Origin of the sequence: Brevibacillus antibioticus, from assembly GCF_005217615.1 — a bacterium.
Taxonomy (GTDB): domain Bacteria; phylum Bacillota; class Bacilli; order Brevibacillales; family Brevibacillaceae; genus Brevibacillus; species Brevibacillus antibioticus.
In genome coordinates, this window is record NZ_SZNK01000001.1 from 4,395,580 (window position 1) to 4,417,926 (window position 22,347).

Consider the following 22,347-nt stretch of genomic DNA (forward strand, 5'->3'; position numbering starts at 1 on the left):
ATGCCCTCCCTCTTGAATATGTTGATCTAACAAGAGAAAAAGGAGGAGTTGTATGCCATTTGAAGAGGAAGACCTCAGAATTCTCGCCCTATGGCTATTGGCAATCGGGTATCTGATACTGGCCTTTACCGAATTGGCAGCACTAGAGTTTTTTTAAAAAAACAAGAGCCGCTCGCTTCCAAACGGAAATGAGCGGCTTTTTCGTACGAATCTCTTACCAAGTCACAAAAGGCGGCGAGCCTGGTGCTTGGTGCTGGATTTGTTCCACAATCGGATAACCGTAGGCGAGAATAATCAGGAAGGCGACCAATCCGATCCAAACTGGCCAGCGTTCCAAAATTTTTGGAACTTCTTGCGTTGTTTCTGTCTCGGCAATCGGATATTCCGTATTTCCCTTTGGTGCGTAAAAAGTCAGATACACCAAGATCGCAATCAAGAGAACCGCGGATACGAACAGCAGTCCGCCACCAAACGCCATTACACGTTGATAATCCATCCAGCCCAAAGCTAACGGGTGATCCATATACGTCGTGTAATCGGTGCGGCGCGGAGCACCTTGCAAGCCCATTGTGTGCATGGCGACCGACATCAGGAACATTCCTACTGCCCAGAATACCGTTTGCACCATCCCCATGCGATTCGCAGTCTTGGTCAACTGACGTCCAGTCAATGCAGGTATCAGCCAAAAGCTGACACCAAAGAAAGTGAGCGCCACCGCAGCTCCTATGGTGATGTGGAAGTGACCCGTAACCCAAATCGTATTGTGTACGACCGCGTTAATCTGGTTACTTGCGTTAATAATTCCCCCAGCTCCGCCAGGAATAAAGAACAGCATCCCAACAAATGGGGCGAAGAAGCGTACATCTGTCCACGGCATTTTTTTCAACCATCCGAAAAGACCAACGCCACCTTTTTTACGTCCGGTCGTTTCAAAAACCGCAAACATCGAGAAGGCTGTCATCAACGACGGGATAACGACGATCAGCGTCAATGTCACGTGTATCATTTTCCATGCTGGCGAAATTCCTGGCTCCATCAATTGATGGTGGAACCCAACTGGGATGGAGAACAAGAGCAAGGAAATAAAGGCAAGACGACTGAGCGAATCACTGAAAACGTGACCGCCAATGATTCTTGGTAAGCATACATACCATGCCATGTAGGCAGGCAATAGCCAAAAATAAACAAGTGGATGCCCGAAAAACCAGAACAGCGTACGACTGAGCATGATGTTAATAGTCGGCACCAATCCGAGTGACCACGGAATGAGCTGGAACACTACCTCTACCGCTACAGGAATTGTCGCTGTAATCCACAAGACGTAGGTAGTCACGCCCATGAATACGAACAACGGGGACATTTTCCCTTTATTTTCGCGTTTCCATTTGCGATAGCTGGCAAAAACCCCGAATCCCGCTAGCCAGCTGCCTACTACGAGCAAGGCAGAACCAATGTAAAAGTACGGAGATGCTTTCAGTGGTGCGTAGAACGTATACAGGACAGAGGCTTCATTCAACAGAATGGTGACAACAGCCATCAATGTCCCTACTGTCATGAGAATCCAGCCAGCCCATCCAAATTTCAGAGCGGCTCCGTGCAAGGAACCACCTGTCGTGCGGGCGACTCCTGAGAAAATAAATCCGACGATGAAGTACGTGGTAAAAATAAGTGCCATCAACACGCCATGGGCGGTCAAAATTTGATAGTAATTTGTCCAGCTCGGCAGTTCCATGATTCCACCGCGAACCATGCCCTGTACCATCCCTGCCACAGCTGCCAATCCGAATGCAATATAAGCTACCCACACATAGGCCAAACTAAGCCTTGCCGCAGAACGCTGAACCGGAACATGGGGGACTGTATCGTCGGTCTTCCGTGCGATTACCATAGGATTCACCTACCTTTATTTCACAATAATCGTGGTCGCCATTACCTGATGACCTGCGCCACAGTATTCGTTACAAAGGATCAAATACTCACCTGGCTCGTCAAACGTGTGTGTCGCCGAGCTGATGTGTCCAGGCAGAACCATGAAGTTAACGTTGGTCTCTGGAATCTGGAATCCGTGAATAACGTCTGGACTCGTGACGTGGAAATTCACCGTTGCGCCCACTGGTATTTCCATCTTGGTCGGAGAGAAGCCGAACGCAAATGCTGTCATGTAAGCGTCGTATTCGTTGTCTCCTATCTGTTTCAAGCCTGGTTTATCAAAAGGAGGTGTCTCCGTTACCCTCTCCGGATCAATCATTTCCATATTACTTGGCGGAGCCATTCCCATGGCAAACGCATTGACGCACAACAATACAATAAATAAGGCCAAACCGCCTGCGCCGAGCATTAACCAGATTTTTTCATAGCGATGCAAATGCATAAGTACCCTCCTTTACCTCCGTATTACGCCCTATCCAGGAAAAGCCCGAATACACCCAACCAACCGACTAGAATGATACCTCCAACGATCAGAACCGCGACAAACGTTCCTTTCAAGTCTTCCTGGTCCGTTTGCAGCTTGCTGGATTTTGATTTCTTGCCTTTCTCCGCCTTGTCAACTTGCGTCTCCATCGCGCTCTTCTCCTTTCCTACGTGCCTCATGGGCGCGGTGTAGTTTTTACGACTTCATTCTACCCCTGGAACCCCTTGGAAGTAATTCGGGGAAATCCCCTAAAATGTTCCGGGAAACCCCTGATTTCGACCTTTTTATGTCCATTTTTGGTCACAGATTCGACACAAAAGAAAGACGACCCCGTATTGGGATCGTCCTTGGAATACTTTACTCAAAATCCAGCCAGCCCTTCTTAATCGCATACCGTACCAAATCAGGCCGCGTACGTAGGTGTAGCTTTTCCATAATGTGCGCTTTATGGGATTCCACCGTCTTGACGGAAACAGTGAGCTGCTCGGCAATTTCCTTGTTGCTAAAGCCCTTTGCAATCAAGACCAGTACTTCTTTTTCCCGATCTGTCAGGATGTCGTACTTAGCCTGCTCCTCACCGTTCTTGACCATTTGCAGAAATTCCTCGATCAGAGATTTCGTCGCAGATGGATACAAATAGGCCATGCCTCGATTGACCGAACGGATCGCCGTGATCAAATCGAGGTCAGGGGCGCTTTTTAAAATATAGCCGGCAGCACCAGCTTGGAGAACCCGAAACAAGTATTCCTCGTCATCATGCATCGTCAGCACAAGCACCTGAATGTCTGGTGCCGTTTCCTTCAGTCTGGCCGTTGCCGTCAAGCCGTTTTCCCCAGGCGGCATGCTCAAATCCATCAAGACGACGTTGGGCTTAACTTCCCATGCTTTTTCACATGCCTCTTTTCCGTCGGCTGCATAACCGACGACTTCCATATCCTCCTGGGCGTTGATCAGCATCCCCAGCCCAGAGCGTACAATCGCATGATCATCAGCGATCAAGACGCGAATGGTCATCCTCTACTCCCTCCTTCGGCACCGGAATTCGGACGATCACCGTCGTTCCTTCCTCGGGTGCGGAGCGAATATCAACGGTACCGCCAAGCAACTGGGCACGCTCCTTCATGCCAAACACACCGAGACCTTTGCCGATGTTCAATGTTTTCTCTACTTCAAAGCCTACGCCGTCATCCACAATCGTGACGACAATTTCCTTCTCCCTATTCTCGAACATGATTCCCAGATGGCTCGCCTTTGCGTATTTTGCCGTATTGGTCATGGCTTCCTGTACAATCCGGTATAACGCTGTTTCCATCGCAGCAGAGTATCTGCGTTTCTCCCCCTGAACATGCAGCTCCACCTGGATATGAAACGATTTTTCCACCCGTTTCATCAACGAACGTAATGCAGGCAGTAAACCGAGATCATCCAGTGCAGACGGACGCAGCTCCAGCGCCATGCGCTTCACTTCCTCCATCGCCTTGGAAGTCATATTCACCAATTCCGTGACATGCTGCATAACCAGCTCGCTCAATTCTCGTTGTCTGACTACGTTTAATCCCACTAAAATACTATAAAGCGCCTGCCCTACGCCATCATGCAGCTCCCGGGCGATGCGCTTTCGTTCTTCTTCTTGCGCTTGGATCGCAAAATTCGTCAGCTTGTGCTGGTAGCGCTCCTTTTCCACTCGCTGTTGCGCAGACATATCACGCAAAATCATAACCAGCTTCCCCTGCGATTCATCCTCTAATCTCGCTGAGCTGGCAGCGACAGGGTAATCCACACCTGATTTCGTTCGGAGCCTCATCTCGAATGAAGGCATTTGCACGCGCTTAAAAAAGCAATCCGTGCAGCTCTTTTCTTCCATACACGTTGCCATTCCGAGACACAGCTCACAAATATGTTTATCTCGAATCAGCTCTTCTTCTGTCCAGCCCGTCATCTGCTCCAACGCAGCATTGGCTTTTACGATTCGCCCCTCTTTATCAATCACCAGGATCGCATCGCTGACGTTGGCAAAGATGGACTGCATCAGGGAAAGCACTTCACTCGACGTACCCATGCGCTCCTCCTTTTGAGACAATCATCCTACATTTATTGTAAAGTTTCCACAAAAGAAAGTGTATCAGGGAATTCCCTTATCATAGTGCTCGATTGGTTTTTCAGCCCGTCACGGAACACGATCTGGCCGTTTTGGAGAGGAATAGCCGGGTCGTGCCTTTTTATGAGAGATACGGTTTTGTTGTCTATGAGGAAAGAGAGTCGGAAAAGCTCGGTCGCGTCATCTGTATGAAATACTCGATCTAGTCATGAACGCAAAAAACGGGACAGCAAATGCCATCCCGTTCTTTCTCTTACTCTACTACGATTTTCACAGCAGTGCCGATCGGCGGCAGGCTCTTCGTCATCATTGGGCCGTAGAAGGCCACTACTTGCATATCCTCTTTCAGATCTGCTGGCGAGAGTACTTTGTTGTCTCGCGCATTGATGATCACCGTTTTCTCGGTAATGTTCAGGTTGATTTTTTCTTGGGAGGTTTCGGTAATACCGCGACCCTCTACGAGCATTTTGTAGTTGCCATCTTTATCAGCAGAGATGCTCGCTACTTTTCCCGTTGTTCCCAGGATGTCCTGAGTCTCCAGGCCGCCTTTTACCGTGATGCTGAGCGCACTCGTTTGTGGCGGCAAGCTCATTGCCATGAATTTTTCGGTCGTAGCATCTACGGCCATACCCAGCTTCAAGTCTTCTGGCTTCAGCACTTTACCAGCTTCATCCGTAATTTTGGTGTCTGCTGTCAGGTGCAGGATGATGCCAGACTCATAGATGTTCAGTGTAACTGAGTAGCCTTTATCGGATTTGCTGATGTTCGTAATGGTCCCTGTACGCATAGGAGCGATTTCGTCCTCCACTACAGTTACCGTATCATCGGTTACATTCACTTCTGCTTGCAGAATTTCGTCTACGAATTTAACTGGCACATAGGTACTGCCATTCAGTACACGCGGCTCAGCTCCCAATGTTTTGTACATTTTTGCGAAAGGATAGCGATCCTCTCCTGCTTTTGCGTAGCTGGTAATCGCGCCTCTTTGGACTTCTGCTGCTTTTTCCTTGTCGTTCCAGCTTACTTTGAAGCCAAGGGCTTCAGCAACAGGACGAAGTGGAACCAGTACGGTTTGTTGACCTTTATCGAAGATCGCATCTTGTGCGATTGCTTGACCGTTAATGTTAACGGAGAGTTCTTTTACTGGTTCGGAGGTTGCAGATACCACGCTAGTTCCCAAAACGGCCAGTGCCGCGATTGTCATCATGCCTGTACGGATTGTTTTCATGTTGTTTACGCCTCCAATGTTCTTGCTTGTTTTTGTGTGTCTCTATACATTGGACGGCACCATTTCTGAAACGTTTCAATAAAATTTTCACAGATGTGAAAATCGTTCACGTATAAGCGAAAAACATCACGGCTGGCTTGGGATTTGGCTGTTTCGTGGCATCGGCACATCGGGCTTGCCTGACGGGTTGTCGTATAAATAAGTCGGTACCTTGCCGACGATCAGGGCTTCGGAGACCGGGATTTGTGTGGTGACCGTTTGTTGCTTGGTCGCAAATGGGATAATGACCCGCAAATCGACTTCGACATTAATGTAGACAGTCACCAGCACCATGTTGATTCCAGCTTGCTTCAAGCCTGTTTCGAGCTTCGTTTTGACGGCTCCAATCGGAACGAACGACACCGGAATATCAGGCCCAAAGTGCTCCAGAAAGACGTTTTTAGTAGCCAAGCCTAGTGGTATGGTTGTCTGGACATGCTCCTGCTCGAATTCCTTCAAGCGGTTTTGAATACGGGCTGTCGTTTCCCCCACAATCCGGGAGTACTCTTTGAAATTAAAATTCACCGCTTTGATGCTGCCATTCTCGTCTTTCTCCATGATGACGACTTCGTTGACATCGAGACCCTGCTGGGACATGCGCTTGGTGACTGCATCGGTAATGGCGAGCTTGGCGACCTGCTCTGCCTTGGCTTGGGCAATCAACATCAACGTCGGCTCTACCCTGCGTTCCACAACGATAAACAAAACGATCAATACCACCACAATCAGTAGGATTCCAGCGAAAATTCTCCTTCCACGTCTTTTCCATCCTCCCCTTCTCAAGCGCACAATGGCTCCCTCTCCCCCTTGGCGGCTCGGTTAGTCAGGACGAACCGTACGCATAGCCGAGCGTTTCTCTTTGCTTGTGCGCTGTTTGCCACCGGTTAGCACCCCACCGATTCCCGCGACAAACGTAGGAACTCCCGCCGCGACCAAAATTAATGCCCAATCGCGCAGATTCAGATCCGTTGTTTTGAAGATCGGCTGAAGTGCCTCCATGTATACCACACCGATTACGAGCACAATCGACGAAAGCACGGCCCAAACGAGGTATTTGTTTTCAAATACATTACGATGAAAAACGCTGTATTGACTCCGGCAATCGAAAACGTGAATCAGCTGGGCCATGACCAACGTGACGAAAGCGACAGTCTGGGCATGCACCAGGTCATTCGGATTCTCTTTGAGAGTCAGCCAGAATGCCAAGAGCGTCATAGCCCCGATGAGGAAACCACGGCTAATAATTTTCCAGCCCAACCCCCGGCTGAATATGTTCTCTGCTTTGTTGCGCGGCTTCTGATACATCGTATCTTTCTCCGCCTGATCGATGCCCAGCGCCATGGCTGGCAAACCGTCCGTCACGAGATTGACCCACAGGATCTGGATTGGCACCAAAGGCAAAGGAAGCCCGAGGAGCATTGCAAAAAACATGACCAGAATCTCACCTACGTTGGACGCGAGCAAATAACGGATGAACTTTCGAATGTTGTCATAGATGTTGCGCCCTTCCTCGACGGCAGCGACAATCGTGGCGAAGTTATCGTCGCGCAGCACGAGATCGGCCGCTTCCTTCGTCACATCCGTACCGGTAATCCCCATCGCGATCCCAATATCTGAGGTCTTGATCGCAGGAGCATCATTGACACCGTCTCCGGTCATGGCGACAACATGTCCTTGGCTTTGCAGGGCACGGACGATCCGCAGCTTGTGCTCAGGAGACACACGGGCATAGACAGTCACTCGTTCCGCGTACTCTGCGAGCTGCGCATCTGACATACCCTCCAGCTCCCGCCCCTCCAGCACCTCTCCGTAGCCACGCATCAAGCCAATCTGCCGAGCGATTGCTTCTGCTGTCACCTTGTGGTCACCTGTAATCATGACCGTCTTGATTCCTGCTTGATGGCACAGATTGATCGCTGGGCGCACCTCTTCACGCGGTGGATCGATCATCCCGGCCAATCCGACAAAGACGAGATTGTTTTCCAGGGTGCCGATCGGCTGTCCCGGGCGATAGCCTTGCAGTGTCTTATACGCGAAGCCCAGTACGCGCAACGCTTTGCCTGCCATCCGTTCCGTTTGCTCCAGTATCTGGTGACGAAGCGTCGCGGAGAGTGGTATGAGCTCTCCCTTCCACAAAATGTGTGTCGATCTCCCCAGCAATGCCTCCGCCGCGCCTTTGGTCAGCAGGGAATACACACCGTCCGTCCCCTTTTCGACAACGGACATCATTTTGCGGTCAGAATCAAAGGGGAGCTCCTCCACACGCTGTCCTTGATTTTTTTGGTTGCTGCGCTCTGTATTGCCACCCATTGCCTTCGCGGCAAGCACCTTGAGAGCACCTTCCGTCGGGTCGCCTACGACTTGCCAAAAGCGTGACGTCTTGCCCATCCCGAGCAGATTGCGCGTACTTTCTTCCTCGCATGTCAAACGGGCGTTGTTGCATCGGTCTGCGATTCGGATCATTTGCGAGAGCGCTCCGTCACGGGCGGGAGATACCATTTTCCCTAGATAGTGAAAGGCTCCCTCTGGCGCGTAGCCGCTGCCGCTCACTTCATACGTGGAATCGCTGTGCCACACTTCGGTAACAGTCATTTTATTTTGAGTCAGAGTCCCTGTTTTATCGGAGCAAATGACAGAGGCGCAGCCTAATGTCTCGACCGATGGGAGTTTGCGTACGATCGCATTGCGGCGGATCATCCGCTGGACGCCAAGCGCTAGCGCGACAGTCACAATCGCCGGCAAGCCTTCCGGAATCGCCGCCACTGCGAGACTCACCCCGGCGAGGAACATCGTAAACAGCTCGTGACCATGCCAGACACCAGCAGCAATGACCACAATCGTCAACAGCAGAGCGACGACCACGAGAATCTTACCCATTTGCTCCAATCGCAGCTGCAAAGGGGTTTCTGCTTCTTCCGCTGTATTCATCAAGTGCGCGATTTTCCCGATTTCCGTGCTCATCCCTGTCGCTACGACAATGCCGCTCCCTGTTCCTCCGGTCACCATCGTGCCCATGAACGCGAGATTTTTTTGGTCGCCAAGCGGTACAGTAGATGCCTGGGCTATTTCCAGTCTTTTCACGTTTTTTCCGACGGGAACAGACTCCCCTGTCAACGCAGACTCCTCTACCTCTAGACGATTGGCCGAAAGCAAACGTAAATCTGCGGGAATACGGTCCCCGGCCTCCAATTCCACCAAATCACCAGGTACCAGCCGCGAAGCCGGTATCATGGAAATGTGCCCGCCCCGGATGACGCGGGCCATCGGGGATGCCAGCTCCTTTAGCGCTTGCAAGGATCGCTCAGCCTTGGCTTCCTGAATAAAACCGAGGATGCCGTTAATGAGGATGATCGCGATAATCGCAATCGCATCCAGGTACTCACCGAGGAAGTACGAGATCAGTGTTGCAATGAACAGGATGAGTACCATAAAATCCTTGAACTGATCAACAAAGACCGAGTAGAGAGGCTTTCGCTTTTGTTCAGCCAACTGGTTGGCACCTTGTTTAGCCAGTCGCCGCTCCGCCTCCTGCTGAGTCAACCCTTGCGCAGCATCACTATGAAGGGCTTCGGTCACGTCGGCCGCCGCCAGCGTGTACCATTTTCGAATTGGCTGTGTATCCACCTACATCTCCTCCATCCACATCTCACTCCTTTTCATGTGTATGCAGATGAGCTAGAAAATAAAACAACCCGTCCATTTATCTGGACGGGTCTGTGATTGGTCTTTCGGTTATTTGAAGCTTTTCACCACACCAATACAAATCAATAAAATCGGCGGCAGCCAGGTGAGTCGCGTCAACCAGCTGGCTTTTCCTGCGCGCCTGCCGAGGGCAATTCCTACCACAAGAAGCAAGGCACTCATCACCGCGATACAAAGAGCGACGAGCAGTGGCGAGTATCCCAAAAACGTAAGGCTGATGCCTGCACCGAAAGCATCCAAAGACAGAGCAAGCCCCAGCATGACGGCCTCCCAACCCATAATATGCCCAGAACGGTCAGCATCGGCTTTTGACGGATCTTTTAAAATCTGGATCATGACACCAAAAATGCGGAACTGCGACAATAATACGATGGGTTCCTGCTCTTCCTGTTTTTCTGCGGCTACAAAGGCGTTGCAGCTCGCAGCAGTAGACTCCTCTGCCTCTGTCCCCGACCGTGTCGCAATGAGCCGCCACAGAGTAAACAAACCCATGAGGATCAAGACCGCGGCACCAATATACTTGCCAATATCCGGTGTTAACCATTCGGTGAGGGATGAGCCTACGAGCATGACACCATATACAACAACAAACGAACAACCGGAAACGACGACGAGCGACAAAAAGGGAATTCTCATGTTCCGTAAACCATACGTCAATCCTACACTGACACTGTCCATGCTGATGGCCAGGGAAACGAGCAGGAGTGCGAGCCATCCGCTCATATGTGGTCACCTCTTTCCCATTGCCTATTAGGTATACGCGAAAAGCTCCGCTGATGTGCCAACAAATCATTGTCATCCCGGTTGGGAAGTGCTACCATAAAATTAAACAATGTTTAAAGCGTTGTTTAACAAATCTTTTTTGCTTCCAATAAAAAGGAGGTTGGTCATGTCACAGGTAGATAAAAACAGCGAAACGAAAGCGAAAATTTTGCAATCGACACTGGATTTGATCAAGATGGAGGGTTTCGAAAGTGTGACGGTGCGGAAAATCGCAGCCGATTCCGGTACTAACGTAGCTTTGGTGAACTACTATTTCGGTTCCAAGGATAAGCTCATCAATGAAGCCCTCAGTGCATTTCTAGGAAGCTTTACAGCTACATTTGATATCTTGGATAACACATCTCTGCTTCCCCAAGAACGACTCAAGCAGTTTTTAATCAGCTATGTGCAGATCATTCAGCAATATCCTGAGCTGGTTTTGCGAATCTTCTCACTTGGTGGCGCTGTATTTACCTCGCAATATGAGTACGGTCAATTTCTCAAAAGCATTGGGTTTGTGAAGATTGAGGGTGTTTTGAAAGAAATCACCCACGAAGAAAGCCATGAGGTTCTCCTGATGATGATCATGCAGCTGTTTGGAGCGATTTTTCTGCCAGCCTTGCTCAAGTCGATATTGTCTACAGGCGCTGGCATCGAGGTTGCTTCGGTAGAACAACAGATTGATTTGTTATTCGCACGCTATTTTCATGAACAATAGGAAATAGGGGGAGAGACAGATGGACTTTTTGCGAAAATATTGGTCTGATTTCGGTCTGCTAGTGGCAGTTGGCGTTGGTCTGTATTTGATGATTCAATGGAGTACTATTCCTGTTATCGAGCGGCTGTTGTGGCTAAGCTTCGTCGCCATCCTTGTTCATCAGTATGAAGAGTATCGTTGGCCCGGATATTTTGCCGGACTGTTTAACGGATTGATTTTCAAAAGCAGCCATCCAGAGCGATACCCGCTGAATCCACATTCTGCGATGATCATCAATCTCGTCATTGCCTATGTCTTTTATCTGGTTCCCCTCTTGTTCCCGACGGTCGTCTGGCTCGGTTTGGCACCGATTCTCATGGGCTTCTTCCAGTTTATCTGGCATGGAATTTTTGCGAATCTAAAAGCGAAAATGCTCTACAATCCGGGCTTGTTCGCCGTTATCGTCTTCCACATCCCGATCGGGGTATGGTATATCCGGCACATTATCTCCACTGGCATGGTAACGACGTCAGACTGGATCATTGGGACGGGCTACTTCATCGTTGCGGTGTACATTCTCATTGTGAAGGGGAATATGTGGCTAAAGAACGAAAATTCGCGTTATACCTTTACTCGTCAACAGTTGGGGCCTTACGTACACAAATCATAAAAACCAGCTCCTGTGATGAAAAAGAAGAGGCCACTGTCGGCCTCTTCCTTTTCTTTGAACTATTTGATTTCAAAAGGTACTTCCCACTTCACGTCATGTTCCACCATATAGGTAGCGTAGGATACCGTGAGTTTTTTCAGTTCTTGCTTCAAGATCGGAATCGAGATCTCACCTTTAATCTGTACCTGTCCGTCCTTGTCTCTGGTACTTTCAGTAATCACTGTCGCAGAGTAAGCCTTCCCATTTTCATCCTTTACAAACCAATCCTGGTTCTCGACTATGCCTTTTCCTAATGTACCCTCTATAGTCATTACGGCCTCACCTAGATCTTCGCCGTTACCTGGCTTCCATGCATAAGAAGAGAATGTAAAGGTACTGCCTGTTGACTCATCCTTGAAAGTCGCACCTTTCTTGTCTAGTTCTGTTGGAACCAGATCAAATTTAGGCGAAGCCAGTTTTTTCTCATAAATCTTCTGAAGCTCAAGCTTTAATTTTTGTTCGCCCTTTATCGGGCTAAATGTATGCCACCAATTCAAAACATCGCCCTCTGGTCCTTCTTCCGCTTCTTCTTCTGTTCTCGGTGTCCGAAGAATATTCTGCTTTTTATTAATCCCATCATCCAATGATTTCAAATCCCAAGCTGCTACCACTTCCCCTTTTTCATTGGTGATTTCGTACATCATATTCTCTCCCGAAAAAGCAGGATCACGCTCTTTTTCTGTGATATGACCGCCTCGCGGATTTTTCTTATCGTATAGGATCGACGTTCGTTCAACGTCCAAATAAGCTGATTTTGGAGAAATAGTATCCAGCATGATCCGTGTCGCACTTGGGGAAAATTCGATATTTTTCAATTCAATCCCTAGACCTTGTGGCGATTGAAAAGCCGCATTCTGGAAGACAACCGTTTTCGTCGCTTCCTTGGCTTTCTTCATATACGTTTTCGCAATTCATCGAAACAATGATTGCTCGCAATTCGATACAGCCATGAAGAAAACCTGTACTCAGGCCGATAGTCGTTTAAACGATAAAAGGTTTTGATAAACACGTCTTGAGCCAAATCCTGTGCGTCTGGCATGTTGCCGATCATCCTGTACAAATAGCCAACGATCTTGCCCTTGTATCTGTCGACAATTTGTCTGTACTGCTCATGATCGCCAGCCAGATTGGCTCGATTAGTTCCTGATCGTCCGGCATTTTGCTACTCCTCCATCTATTACAGATCAAGCCAGCGGGGAATGCTGCGCAGCTTCCGTTTTGGTTGATTCATAAGCTAATACGGATTGGCTGGAAAAACCTTTCTCCACTTTTAAAAAATTCTAGCATCAGTTATCGAAATAAAAAAGAAGAGGCCTCTTTCAGCCTCTTCCCCTGTCTGTCTTTCATCTATTTGATTTCAAATGGCACTTCCCAATTCACGTGGTGCTCCACCGTATATTCGGGATAGCAAATAGTAAGTTTTTTCGGTACTTGCTCCAATTTCGGAATGACCAGCTCTCCTTTGACAAGTACGCGTCCATCTTTATCTCTAGTGCTTTCTGGTCTCAATGTCGCATAGTAAATCTTTCCGTTTTCATCCTTTACATACCAATATTTGATGGAGACCACATCTTTTCCTAGTGTACCCTCTACAGTTATCACAGCCTTGCCTTTTTCCTCCCTGCTAGCAGGTGTCCACGAAAAAGAGGAGAATGTAAACGAACTGCCTGTCTCATCCTTGAAAGTCGCTGCCTTCTTGTTTAATTCTTCTGGAATGAGGTCGAATTTGGGAGAAGCCAGTTTGTTCTCATAAACTTTTTGGAGCTGAAACTTTAACTTTTGTTCACCCTGTAGCGGGCCAAATGTATGCCACCACTTCATGATATCGCCTTCTTGTTTACTGGACAGTCCAGAGACGTAAAGAACATTCTTCTTTTTCGCGATTCCTTCATCTAATACAAACATATCCCGAGCTGCCACAACCTCACCTTTCTCGTTGGTAATTTCGTATGCGATATCACCTCCTGATAAAGTAGGTTCGACTTTTTTGTTTGTGATGTGGACTCCTCCCGGATGATCCTTATCATACATGAGCACTGCCCGTTCAAACTCTACGTAAGCTGTTTTTGGAACCGTTGAATCCAGCATAACCCGTGTCGCACTTGGGGAGACTTCGATTTGTTTCAGTTTAAGCTCAAGCCCTTGTGGTGATTGATACACGGCGTCTTTGAACGCAACCGTTTTGGTCGCTTCTTTCGCTTTCTTCATATCGACCGGAATTTCCAAGTCCCACTTCCCTTTCTTGCCTTCTATGTCTGTTGGTACGATTTTCAAGGTTAGTTGTTCAGGAGTAGCCTCCGCCGATTCGAAAATATCGTTCAAGCTCACCTCAGTGATAAAAAACTGTCCATGATTACTCCCAGACTCCTCTCTTCCATCCTCCGCCAACCAATCTTTTCCGTTCGAATCAATTAACTGAAGCTTCATAGAGTGGTCTTCTATCTGCTTGCCATTCTGGTCGTACATATCAAAGATAAATACAATCCTCATCGAGTCAGCCATCAACTCTTTGGCTTCGAAAGTAATCCCTTGATCAGTTACCTTCTGCTCCAGCTTTTGGACAAGGCCTTTATTAACAGCATTTTTCATGCCGCTATCCGCATCCTTTTCAATCTGGAACAAGCTATTCACATAATTCGCAAACGTAGGTGATACAACCGTTCCTGTCACGACCAACGCCGTAAGTCCTGCTACTACCAATCCTGTCTTCTTCACAATATCCCAGCCCCTTTGTCTTCTGGTTCGGGAGGAGTGCTTCCGTGCAGTGCGTGCGGGAGCTGTTTCGAACAGTTTACTCATGACCTCGTCCGTAAACGTATCGGGTACAGGAACTTCCGGATAAGTGGAAAATTCCTCTTCCAGCATGTGATCTACCCACTCTTGCAGCTTGATTTGACATTGTGGGCATTCTACTGCATGCTGCTCCAGTCCTTTGCTTGCGGCAGGGGAGAGCTCGCCATTGGCATATAGCTTCAATCGATTAAACATGAAGCATTTCATGAACATCTCCCCCTCCCATTGTTTTCATCAGGCTTTTTTTCAACTCTTTACGAGCACGGAACAAACGCATTTGAACAGCGCTCTCCGTAAGAGACAGTCGCTCGCTGATTTCTCGATACGACAGTCGCTTTAAGTAGTGCAGGACGAACACCTCGCGGTACTCCTCATCCAGCAGCATGATACTTCGTTCCAGCTGGGCGTCCCGTTCCTTTTTTAACAGGGCGGTTTCTGGTGTCTCTGGATCAACGATCTGTTCCTCCACGATTGCCGTCCGCTCCGTTCTTTTGCGTCTTCGTATTTCATCGAGACAATGATTGCTCGCTATGCGATACAGCCATGAAGAAAACTTGTGCTCAGGCCGATAGTCTTTCAATAGGTAAAAGGTTTTGGTAAACACGTCTTGAGCCAATTCCTGTGCGTCCGCCATGTTGCCAATCATTTTGTACAAGTAAGTCACGATCTTGCCCTTGTACCTGTCGATAATCTGACTGTACAGCTGATGATTGCCAGCCAGGATTTGCTCGATCAATTCCCGATCGTCCGGCATTTTTACTACTCCTCCATCTATAACCGATCAGCCAGTGGGGAATGCTGCGCAGCTTCCAATTTGGTTGATTCAACACTAGTACGAATTTGCTGGAAAATCCTTTCTCCTTATTTTTAAAAAATCTTATTTTCCTGTCAAAAATGGTGCTTTAAAGCTTATTGCTTGGGGTTTGAGTCAACATAGTGGAGGAGAAGAAAAAGCACAGTTCTCTTCGACTCTGACACGCCAGCGTGGGGGATTGACTGTCCGTCTCCACTTTAAAAAGAGGACCGTCGATCCAAAGCCACCCTACGGGCGGTGTTTCTCAGGGAAGAAGTGTTCGACAAGCGTGGTCCTCTTTTTAAAGTTCCAACTGGGTAGGCGTTGTCAAGGTCTGCGAGCCCTGTGCTTTTTCTTCTCACCAGCTTTTCTGCCTCCTAAAACTAAGAAAGATCCAAAAAAAGAGCTCGACAGCCTGAACGAAATCAGGTCTGCCGAGCTCACTCGTTATCGAATTTATTTCATAGATGGGAGGGCTTTACACACGTGCAGATAGGGACCGAGCGAGCAACTCTACCAGCCTCTGTGCATACTCGCCTGTGGTATCCCTTACCCCTGAGAATTCTGTCACTTCCATACTGGTCACGCGCGAATCTCGCAAAACAGTCGCCAGTAATGCCTCCGCTTCGGACAGCGACAATCCTGTCTCACTTGGAGAATAGGCCGCTGGCATCGCGTCTTTGTGCATGATATCTACGTCGAAATGAACGAGGATTTTGGCATCAGGCGGGATCGATTGGAGCGTATGAGAAACTCGTTCCACAATGCTTCCTTCTGTGAGCTGAGCCAAGGTCATGACCTCTACGCCAAACGTCTCCGCTGGCATCTGCTGACAGCCGACAAGGCGGATTCGCTCTGCATCCCAGCCACTTGGTTCGATCCATTGTCCACGATCCTGAAGCAAAAACCACAATCCCATCCCTGCTGCCCCTATACAGCGAGAAGCCGATGGCACTAATGCATCCAGATGACCGTCTAACACCAGCAGATACGCTTTCTCTTGATGAATAGCCTGATGAGCCTGCGCCGTTGCAACGACCAAACTGCAATCGCCGCCGAGCATCAAGACAAAATCGTCTGTATTGAGCCACTCTTGCGCGTCCTTTTGCAGCAAATCCCAAAGCATACGCGGAGCCGGCCAATTACGAACTGGTGGAATATTATGGCGCGGCAACTCATCGGGAAGATGCAGATTTCCTACATCCTGCACCTCCAAGCCATTCTGCTGCAACTGCTCGATCAATCCTGCTGTACGAAGCGCGTCCGGAGCTAATTCTGTACCAGAGACATATGCTCCTGTAAAATGCGGGATACTAGCCACTTTTACGTTTATAAACAGTCCCTCCCAAGGAAATTCATTTGTATGAACATCCCTAAAAGTATATCACAGCCTGCCTTGCAAAAATTGGATGAGATCACCGACGGACGGCCGCAACCAACGATCTGGCAAAGACGCTTTTTCCCCGCGCAGCAATTGGCAAGCAAGTGCATTCGGATGGACATCCGCGCTTAAAAAATACACTTGGTTCACAGGCTGCGGGAGCGCGTCCATGACTTCCACATATTTGTTTACGTACACCTGCAACGCATCCCGATAGGCTGGAGTCGTTAGCGCTGCGCCACACCACACATCAATTCCGGTCAACTCCTTGGCATGGGCTGCATCCAAGCTTTTGGCGAGCGAGCAGATAACGAATAGCAGCTTCTCTGGCGCCAGGTTGAACCGCTTCTGATACTGCTTGGCAAAACGGGCGAGCGTCGCATTCCAGGACGGCGTATCGTAGCTGCCGAGATCAGGGATGCATTTGAGCGCTCCTACCAGTTGTTCGTCTTTTTTCATAAACAACAGACCGTCGATCACTTGAAACGAAAGCCCGGCCAACTGCCCGGACAAAAACTCACCCACCCGCTCATGCATGACGCGAGAGATTCGCTGTGAGGATTTGCGCTTTAGCTTTTGCCGTATACGCACCTCTTCTTCCTCCAGGTAGACCCGTATCAGCCTGGAAAACAACTCTGCCTCCGTAGTTGGCTCTCGTATCAGGCACTCCAAACGGCTATAGGCGTCTGCCACGCTTTGGTCCCATTGCCCTTCTTTTTCTGTGCCCATCATTACCCTCCCTCACATCATATCGGGTGCGTGATCCGCCACGACCAGCACATCCATGTGTCGGACCTCCCGCAATAATCGCTGAATGACCGACCCCTCGAGAATTTCCTTCCAGCGGGTCCGCGCCGACTGCCCGATGACGACCTGCGTCGTTCCTTTTTCGTTCATATGCAAAACCAGCTTGGTGAAAACCTTGCGTCTGGAAGGGGCTTCGTATCGTTCAAAACGACCTCCGAGACGCTCTGTTAGTGCCTTCAGCTTCGCCAGCTGCGTCTCTTCCTCTTCTGTCAGCGACGGATGATCCTGCACGTAAGCTACATGCCAGGACGCCTTCAGCCGATAAGCAATTCGAAACCCTCTGCGAATCAATCGTTCACTGTCTGCCCGCAAATTCACACAGACAAAAATGACTTCCTGCTGCCGCCAAGGCCCACGCAGCGTTCGTCGCTCCCATGCCTCCAGGCGTTCGTCTACGTCGTCCGCCACTTCACGCAAGGCCAGCTCTCGAAGCGCGATCAAATTCCCTGTTTTGAAAAAGTTGGTCAGCGACTGCTCCACCTTTTCCATCGCGTAAATATTGCCCTCCCGCATCCGCTGACGCAATGCTTTGGGGGAAATATCAATCAGCTCTACCTCATCTGCCTGATGCAGAATATGGTCCGGCACCGTCTCTCGCACGCGGATTCCCGTGATTTGCTCGACGCTGTCGTTCAAGCTCTCGAGGTGCTGAATATTCATCGTAGATATGACGGAAATACCCGCAGCCAAAATCTTCTCTACATCGTGGTATCGCTTCTCATAGGCACTTCCCGGCACATTCGTATGTGCCAGCTCATCCACTAGTACGACCTCCGGATTTCGCCGGATAATTTCGTTCGTGTCCATTTCTTCTAACGTCACGTTTTTGTATGGAATGCGCTTGCGCGAGATGAGAGGAAGTCCCCCTACCTGCTCAATCGTTTCTTTTCGTCCATGCGTTTCCAAAAGCCCAATCACCACATCGATGCCATTTTCGGCGAGCTCGTTGCCTTCGCGGAGCATCGTGTATGTCTTGCCGACGCCAGGTGCGGCTCCCACATATACTTTTAGCGTCCCACGCTTGATTTTCCCGATTTCCTGCTGCATCTCCTCATCGGAGAGTCGTCGGTACGGATTGGTCGTTACCGCTTGTTCTCGCTTGGTCGGCATGACGCGCTCACCGTCTCGCTCAGAACGATCCGCCACGATCAAGATATCGATATTTTTCGTTTGCCGAAGAATCTTATGAACGATGGAGCCGTACCATATCTCTTCCCAGCGCGTACGCTTGGACTGCCCCATGACGATTCGGGTCACATTATTCTCCATCGCATAAGCGACGAGCTCATTTGCTACGTCCTTTTCACGTGCAAGCACCTGTTCTTCAAAAGTACCACCGACTTTGTCCACGAGCTTTCCGATGGATCTCTTAAAAGTCGCTTCTTCCTTCGTCAGCTTCTTGGATAAAGGGAGAAAACAGACGACCAAGAGCTCTCCGCCGAGCCGCTTGGCAACCTGTTGTCCGCGCCGAACCAATATCGAGCCGTTCCAATGATACTGGGCAGAAACCAGCACCTTCTCTGTGGCTCCTGAAGCCCCCACCATGCCGTGTTTCTCCCGATAATCCTCTAAATCCTCGTTTACACCCGTAGCTACGAACCGAAGAGCGAGTTCCCGCAGCATATGCAGATTGTCTCTACGAAACAACGGATGCTTGGTTCGAGTCGGGTTGCGATCGTCTTCTTGTAGCCGTTTCAGAATGGCTTCTGGCGTAACATCGAGCAGTTTCACCTCGTCTGCCATGGCAAGCGTATCTTCCGGGACACACTGGTCAATCCGCACCTCTGCCTTCGTCAGTCGCTCTGCCATCTCTTTCATCCCGGCCAATTCGTAAATGTTGACCGTAGCAATCACACTAATATTGTTATTCAGCAAAAACTGAACATCGTCGAGCCTGGTTGGACGCGGAGCATCTGGACGATTGCGATGAGCCAAACCGTCTACGAGCACGACTTCCGGGTCTCGTTCGATAATGGCTGCAACGTCCAGATCATGTCTCGCTTCCCCGAGGGTATACCAGACGATCGGCTTGATTTGCTCCAAGCCCTCCCGCTTTTGTGCCAGCTTGGGATGAGTGGCCTCACCTGAGCCAGCTACGACCACATCAATCCCTTTTTTCTTAAGTGTCTGCCCTTCCATTAACAGGTGATAGGTTTTCCCTGAACCACTGACTGCCCCCAGAATGATTTTTAGCCTGCCCCGGTGCATTCTGGAGATGGACTGCAAGATTTCATCCGGCGACTTTCGCCGAAACTGCTCTACCATCTCGCAGCCCTCCTTCATTCTTTACTTTTTCACTGCGTCCAAAGCCAAATTCAGCTTCACTACATTGACACGTGGCTCCCCGAAAACACCCAAGCTTCTTCCATCTGTATTGGCTTCAATCAGTGCCTGTAGTTGTACCGGTTCGAGATTGCGCGCCTTGGCTACACGCTCCACCTGGATCTGGGCAGCTTTTGGCGAGATATGTGGGTCCAGACCAGAAGCGGAGTTGGTCAACAAATCAGCAGGGATGTCTTCCTGCTTTACGCCAGGATTCGCTGCCAGAAATGCGGCGATATCCTTTTGCGTACGTTCGATCAGGGCCGGGTTGGATGGCGCGTAGTTGTTCGAGCCAGAGCCTGACGCATTGTTATCAATAGAAGAAATGCGTCCCCAGAAGTACTTCGGATCGGTGAAGGTCTGCCCAATCAGTTCGGAGCCGACCACCTTGCCGCTCCCATCGGTGATGAGACTACCGCTCGCCTGTGCAGGCATGACAACCTGTGCAATCCCTGTCATCGCCAGCGGGTAGGCAATGCCGCAAATCAGCAGCAAAACGAGGCTGAGACGCAAATTTTTCAAGATCATATCGGTTCACCTGAGCTTTCTTTTTTCAATATGAGTTACACCAGATTCAATCCGGTCAAAATCAAGTCAATCAGCTTGATGCCCACGAACGGAACGATAATTCCTCCCAAGCCATAGATCACCAGGTTGCGGCTAAGCAGCTTTGTCGCGCTCATTGGCGTGTATTTCACACCTTTCATCGCCAGCGGAATCAGGATCGGGATGATGATCGCATTGAAGATCAACGCGGACAAAATCGCACTTTGCGGTGTCGCCAGACCCATGATGTTGAGCGCACTCATTTGTGGGATCGCCAGCATGAACATCGCAGGAATGATCGCGAAGTATTTCGCTACGTCATTGGCGATACTGAACGTCGTCAATGCACCGCGTGTCATCAAAAGCTGCTTGCCAATCGCTACGACCTCGATGATTTTAGTCGGGTCAGAATCCAGATCGACCATATTCGCTGCTTCCTTCGCCGCTACCGTACCCGTGTTCATCGCTAAACCAACATCGGCTTGTGCGAGAGCTGGCGCGTCATTCGTACCGTCACCCGTCATGGCGACGAGCTTGCCTGCCGCTTGTTCTTTGCGGATCAGCGCTATCTTATCTTCTGGCTTGGCTTCGGCTACGAAATCGTCCACACCTGCTTCGCGGGCAATCGTCGCTGCTGTCAGCGGGTTATCCCCTGTGCACATTACTGTACGAATTCCCATGCGGCGCAGCTCTTCAAAGCGTTCGCGCATCCCTGGCTTTACGGTATCCTTCAAGTAAATCAAACCGAGAATCGTATTACCTTCTGCTACAGCCAATGGCGTGCCGCCCGCCGTTGCAATCCGGTTTGCTTTTTCATCCAAGTCAGCAGGGATGCTGCCCCCTTGCTCTGTCACGTATTTCTTGATGGCATCGACGGCTCCTTTGCGAATGAGGACGCCGCTTACCAGATTCGTCCCGCTCATTCTTGTTTCAGCGCGGAACTCCACGCCTTCGGAACCGGGCAATTTCAGTTCAGCAAGTGCCAGACCTTGTTTTTTCGCCAGCTCTACAACAGAGCGTCCTTCCGGTGTTTCGTCATAGACCGAGCTTTGTGCAGCTACTCGGTTTAATTCCGTGCTTTTGACGGTGCCTACGGTGACAAACTCGGCAGCCATCCGGTTACCATGCGTGATCGTTCCTGTTTTATCCAAAATAATAGTGTTGATGTCTCCGGATGCTTCAACGGCTTTACCGGACATGGCGATAACGTTAAATTGTGTGACCCGGTCCATACCCGCAATCCCAATCGCTGACAAGAGTCCACCAATCGTGGTCGGAATCAAGCAAACGAGCAGAGCAATCAGAGTCGCAACCGGAATGGCTGCATTCACATAGTTGGCTATCGGCAGCAAAGTCGTGCAGACGATCAGGAAAATCAACGTTAAGCTGACCAACAGTGTATTCAACGCGATTTCATTCGGAGTCTTCTGTCTCTTCGCACCTTCCACCAGCGAAATCATGCGATCCAAAAACGATTCGCCGGGATCAGTCGTCACACGGACACGGATGCGGTCACTGACGACACGTGTGCCTCCCGTGACAGAGCTGAAGTCACCACCTGCTTCTTTAATGACCGGAGCGGATTCACCTGTAATCGCTGATTCGTCCACAGAGGCGACACCCTCGACGATTTCCCCGTCAGATGGAATCAGCTCACCTGCTTCCACTATCACCAGATCGCCCTTTCGCAGTTCTGTGGAACTGACGACTTGCATGCGACCATCTTTCCCCACTTTTTTTGCTTGCGTGTCCTGCTTCGTTTTTTTCAAGCTCTCTGCCTGTGCTTTGCCGCGACCTTCTGCCAAGGCTTCTGCGAAGTTGGCGAACAAAATCGTCACGAACAGGATCAAGCTGACGATGCCGTTGTAAAACGGGTCCGAAGCTCCCCCAAACAAATTGGGCACAAACGTCAGGAGAAGCGTGATGAAGAATCCGATCTCTACCACGAACATGACTGGATTTTTCATCATCACACGCGGGTCCAGTTTTTTGAAAGACTCGACAAAGGCCCGTTGATACAAATCTTTAGGAAGCGCAACCGTGCGCGTTCTACTCAT

The 22,347-nt window shown here is 49.6% G+C and carries 20 protein-coding genes; 2 read left to right on the forward strand and 18 right to left on the reverse strand.

Annotated features, from left to right (window positions below; genetic code table 11):
- Window positions 1-214 precede the first annotated feature (214 nt).
- From E8L90_RS21085 to ytaF, 9 genes are all read right to left on the reverse strand, one after another.
- Window positions 215-1,888 carry a b(o/a)3-type cytochrome-c oxidase subunit 1 gene (locus E8L90_RS21085; RefSeq protein ID WP_137031218.1) on the reverse strand — a complete coding sequence of 558 codons (1,674 nt, stop codon included), beginning with the start codon at window positions 1,886-1,888 and terminating at the stop codon, window positions 215-217.
- A 15-nt stretch (window positions 1,889-1,903) separates the two neighbouring features.
- Complete coding sequence (locus tag E8L90_RS21090; RefSeq protein WP_137031220.1) at window positions 1,904-2,371, reverse strand: cytochrome c oxidase subunit II; 468 nt, start codon at window positions 2,369-2,371, stop codon at window positions 1,904-1,906.
- Between the two features lie 23 nt (window positions 2,372-2,394).
- Window positions 2,395-2,562, reverse strand: coding sequence for a cytochrome c oxidase subunit 2A (locus E8L90_RS21095; protein WP_087345710.1), 168 nt, complete (start codon window positions 2,560-2,562; stop codon window positions 2,395-2,397).
- A gap of 208 nt (window positions 2,563-2,770) precedes the next feature.
- Window positions 2,771-3,427: a response regulator transcription factor gene (locus E8L90_RS21100; RefSeq protein ID WP_137031221.1), complete on the reverse strand. Its 657-nt coding sequence runs from the start codon at window positions 3,425-3,427 to the stop codon at window positions 2,771-2,773.
- Window positions 3,402-4,472, reverse strand: a complete 1,071-nt coding sequence (locus E8L90_RS21105; protein ID WP_137031223.1) for a PAS domain-containing sensor histidine kinase — start codon at window positions 4,470-4,472, stop codon at window positions 3,402-3,404. Before E8L90_RS21105 ends, E8L90_RS21100 begins: the two co-directional genes overlap by 26 nt.
- Before the next feature lie 292 nt (window positions 4,473-4,764).
- Window positions 4,765-5,739, reverse strand: a complete 975-nt coding sequence (locus tag E8L90_RS21115; protein ID WP_137031225.1) for a copper amine oxidase N-terminal domain-containing protein — start codon at window positions 5,737-5,739, stop codon at window positions 4,765-4,767.
- Between the two features lie 126 nt (window positions 5,740-5,865).
- On the reverse strand, window positions 5,866-6,567 hold the full coding sequence (gene yunB / locus E8L90_RS21120) for a sporulation protein YunB (protein WP_137031227.1): 702 nt from the start codon (window positions 6,565-6,567) through the stop codon (window positions 5,866-5,868).
- Between the two features lie 30 nt (window positions 6,568-6,597).
- Complete coding sequence (locus E8L90_RS21125; RefSeq protein ID WP_137031229.1) at window positions 6,598-9,402, reverse strand: calcium-translocating P-type ATPase, SERCA-type; 2,805 nt, start codon at window positions 9,400-9,402, stop codon at window positions 6,598-6,600.
- A 108-nt stretch (window positions 9,403-9,510) separates the two neighbouring features.
- Window positions 9,511-10,203, reverse strand: coding sequence for a sporulation membrane protein YtaF (ytaF, locus tag E8L90_RS21130; protein WP_137031230.1), 693 nt, complete (start codon window positions 10,201-10,203; stop codon window positions 9,511-9,513).
- 166 nt (window positions 10,204-10,369) lie between these two features.
- On the opposite strand from ytaF, the gene E8L90_RS21135 reads away from it, so the two are divergent.
- On the forward strand, window positions 10,370-10,960 hold the full coding sequence (locus E8L90_RS21135) for a TetR/AcrR family transcriptional regulator (protein WP_137031232.1): 591 nt from the start codon (window positions 10,370-10,372) through the stop codon (window positions 10,958-10,960).
- A gap of 19 nt (window positions 10,961-10,979) precedes the next feature.
- Complete coding sequence (locus E8L90_RS21140) at window positions 10,980-11,609, forward strand: HXXEE domain-containing protein (RefSeq protein WP_137031234.1); 630 nt, start codon at window positions 10,980-10,982, stop codon at window positions 11,607-11,609.
- A gap of 59 nt (window positions 11,610-11,668) precedes the next feature.
- On the opposite strand, the gene E8L90_RS21145 is transcribed toward E8L90_RS21140, so the two are convergent.
- The 9 genes from E8L90_RS21145 to kdpB form a co-directional block, all read right to left on the reverse strand.
- The gene (locus E8L90_RS21145) at window positions 11,669-12,544 is read right to left on the reverse strand and encodes a hypothetical protein (RefSeq protein ID WP_244297337.1); all 876 of its coding nucleotides are present in this window, start codon (window positions 12,542-12,544) and stop codon (window positions 11,669-11,671) included.
- Window positions 12,541-12,699: a sigma factor gene (locus E8L90_RS30915; RefSeq protein ID WP_244297534.1), complete on the reverse strand. Its 159-nt coding sequence runs from the start codon at window positions 12,697-12,699 to the stop codon at window positions 12,541-12,543. Before E8L90_RS30915 ends, E8L90_RS21145 begins: the two co-directional genes overlap by 4 nt.
- Before the next feature lie 296 nt (window positions 12,700-12,995).
- Complete coding sequence (locus tag E8L90_RS21155) at window positions 12,996-14,648, reverse strand: DUF4179 domain-containing protein (protein ID WP_137031235.1); 1,653 nt, start codon at window positions 14,646-14,648, stop codon at window positions 12,996-12,998.
- Window positions 14,629-15,195 carry an RNA polymerase sigma factor gene (locus E8L90_RS21160; protein ID WP_137031237.1) on the reverse strand — a complete coding sequence of 189 codons (567 nt, stop codon included), beginning with the start codon at window positions 15,193-15,195 and terminating at the stop codon, window positions 14,629-14,631. The genes E8L90_RS21155 and E8L90_RS21160 overlap by 20 nt, the downstream gene beginning before the upstream one ends.
- A gap of 517 nt (window positions 15,196-15,712) precedes the next feature.
- Window positions 15,713-16,555, reverse strand: a complete 843-nt coding sequence (locus E8L90_RS21170) for an arginase family protein (RefSeq protein ID WP_137031239.1) — start codon at window positions 16,553-16,555, stop codon at window positions 15,713-15,715.
- A 63-nt stretch (window positions 16,556-16,618) separates the two neighbouring features.
- Window positions 16,619-17,344, reverse strand: coding sequence for a hypothetical protein (locus E8L90_RS21175; RefSeq protein WP_137031241.1), 726 nt, complete (start codon window positions 17,342-17,344; stop codon window positions 16,619-16,621).
- 12 nt (window positions 17,345-17,356) lie between these two features.
- Entirely contained in the window at window positions 17,357-19,687 is a 2,331-nt protein-coding gene (locus tag E8L90_RS21180) for a universal stress protein (protein ID WP_137031243.1), read from the reverse strand.
- A 21-nt stretch (window positions 19,688-19,708) separates the two neighbouring features.
- Complete coding sequence (kdpC, locus tag E8L90_RS21185; protein ID WP_137031245.1) at window positions 19,709-20,272, reverse strand: potassium-transporting ATPase subunit KdpC; 564 nt, start codon at window positions 20,270-20,272, stop codon at window positions 19,709-19,711.
- Between the two features lie 35 nt (window positions 20,273-20,307).
- Window positions 20,308-22,347 (reverse strand): potassium-transporting ATPase subunit KdpB, encoded by a 2,040-nt coding sequence (gene kdpB, locus E8L90_RS21190; protein ID WP_137031247.1) that lies wholly within the window; start codon window positions 22,345-22,347, stop codon window positions 20,308-20,310.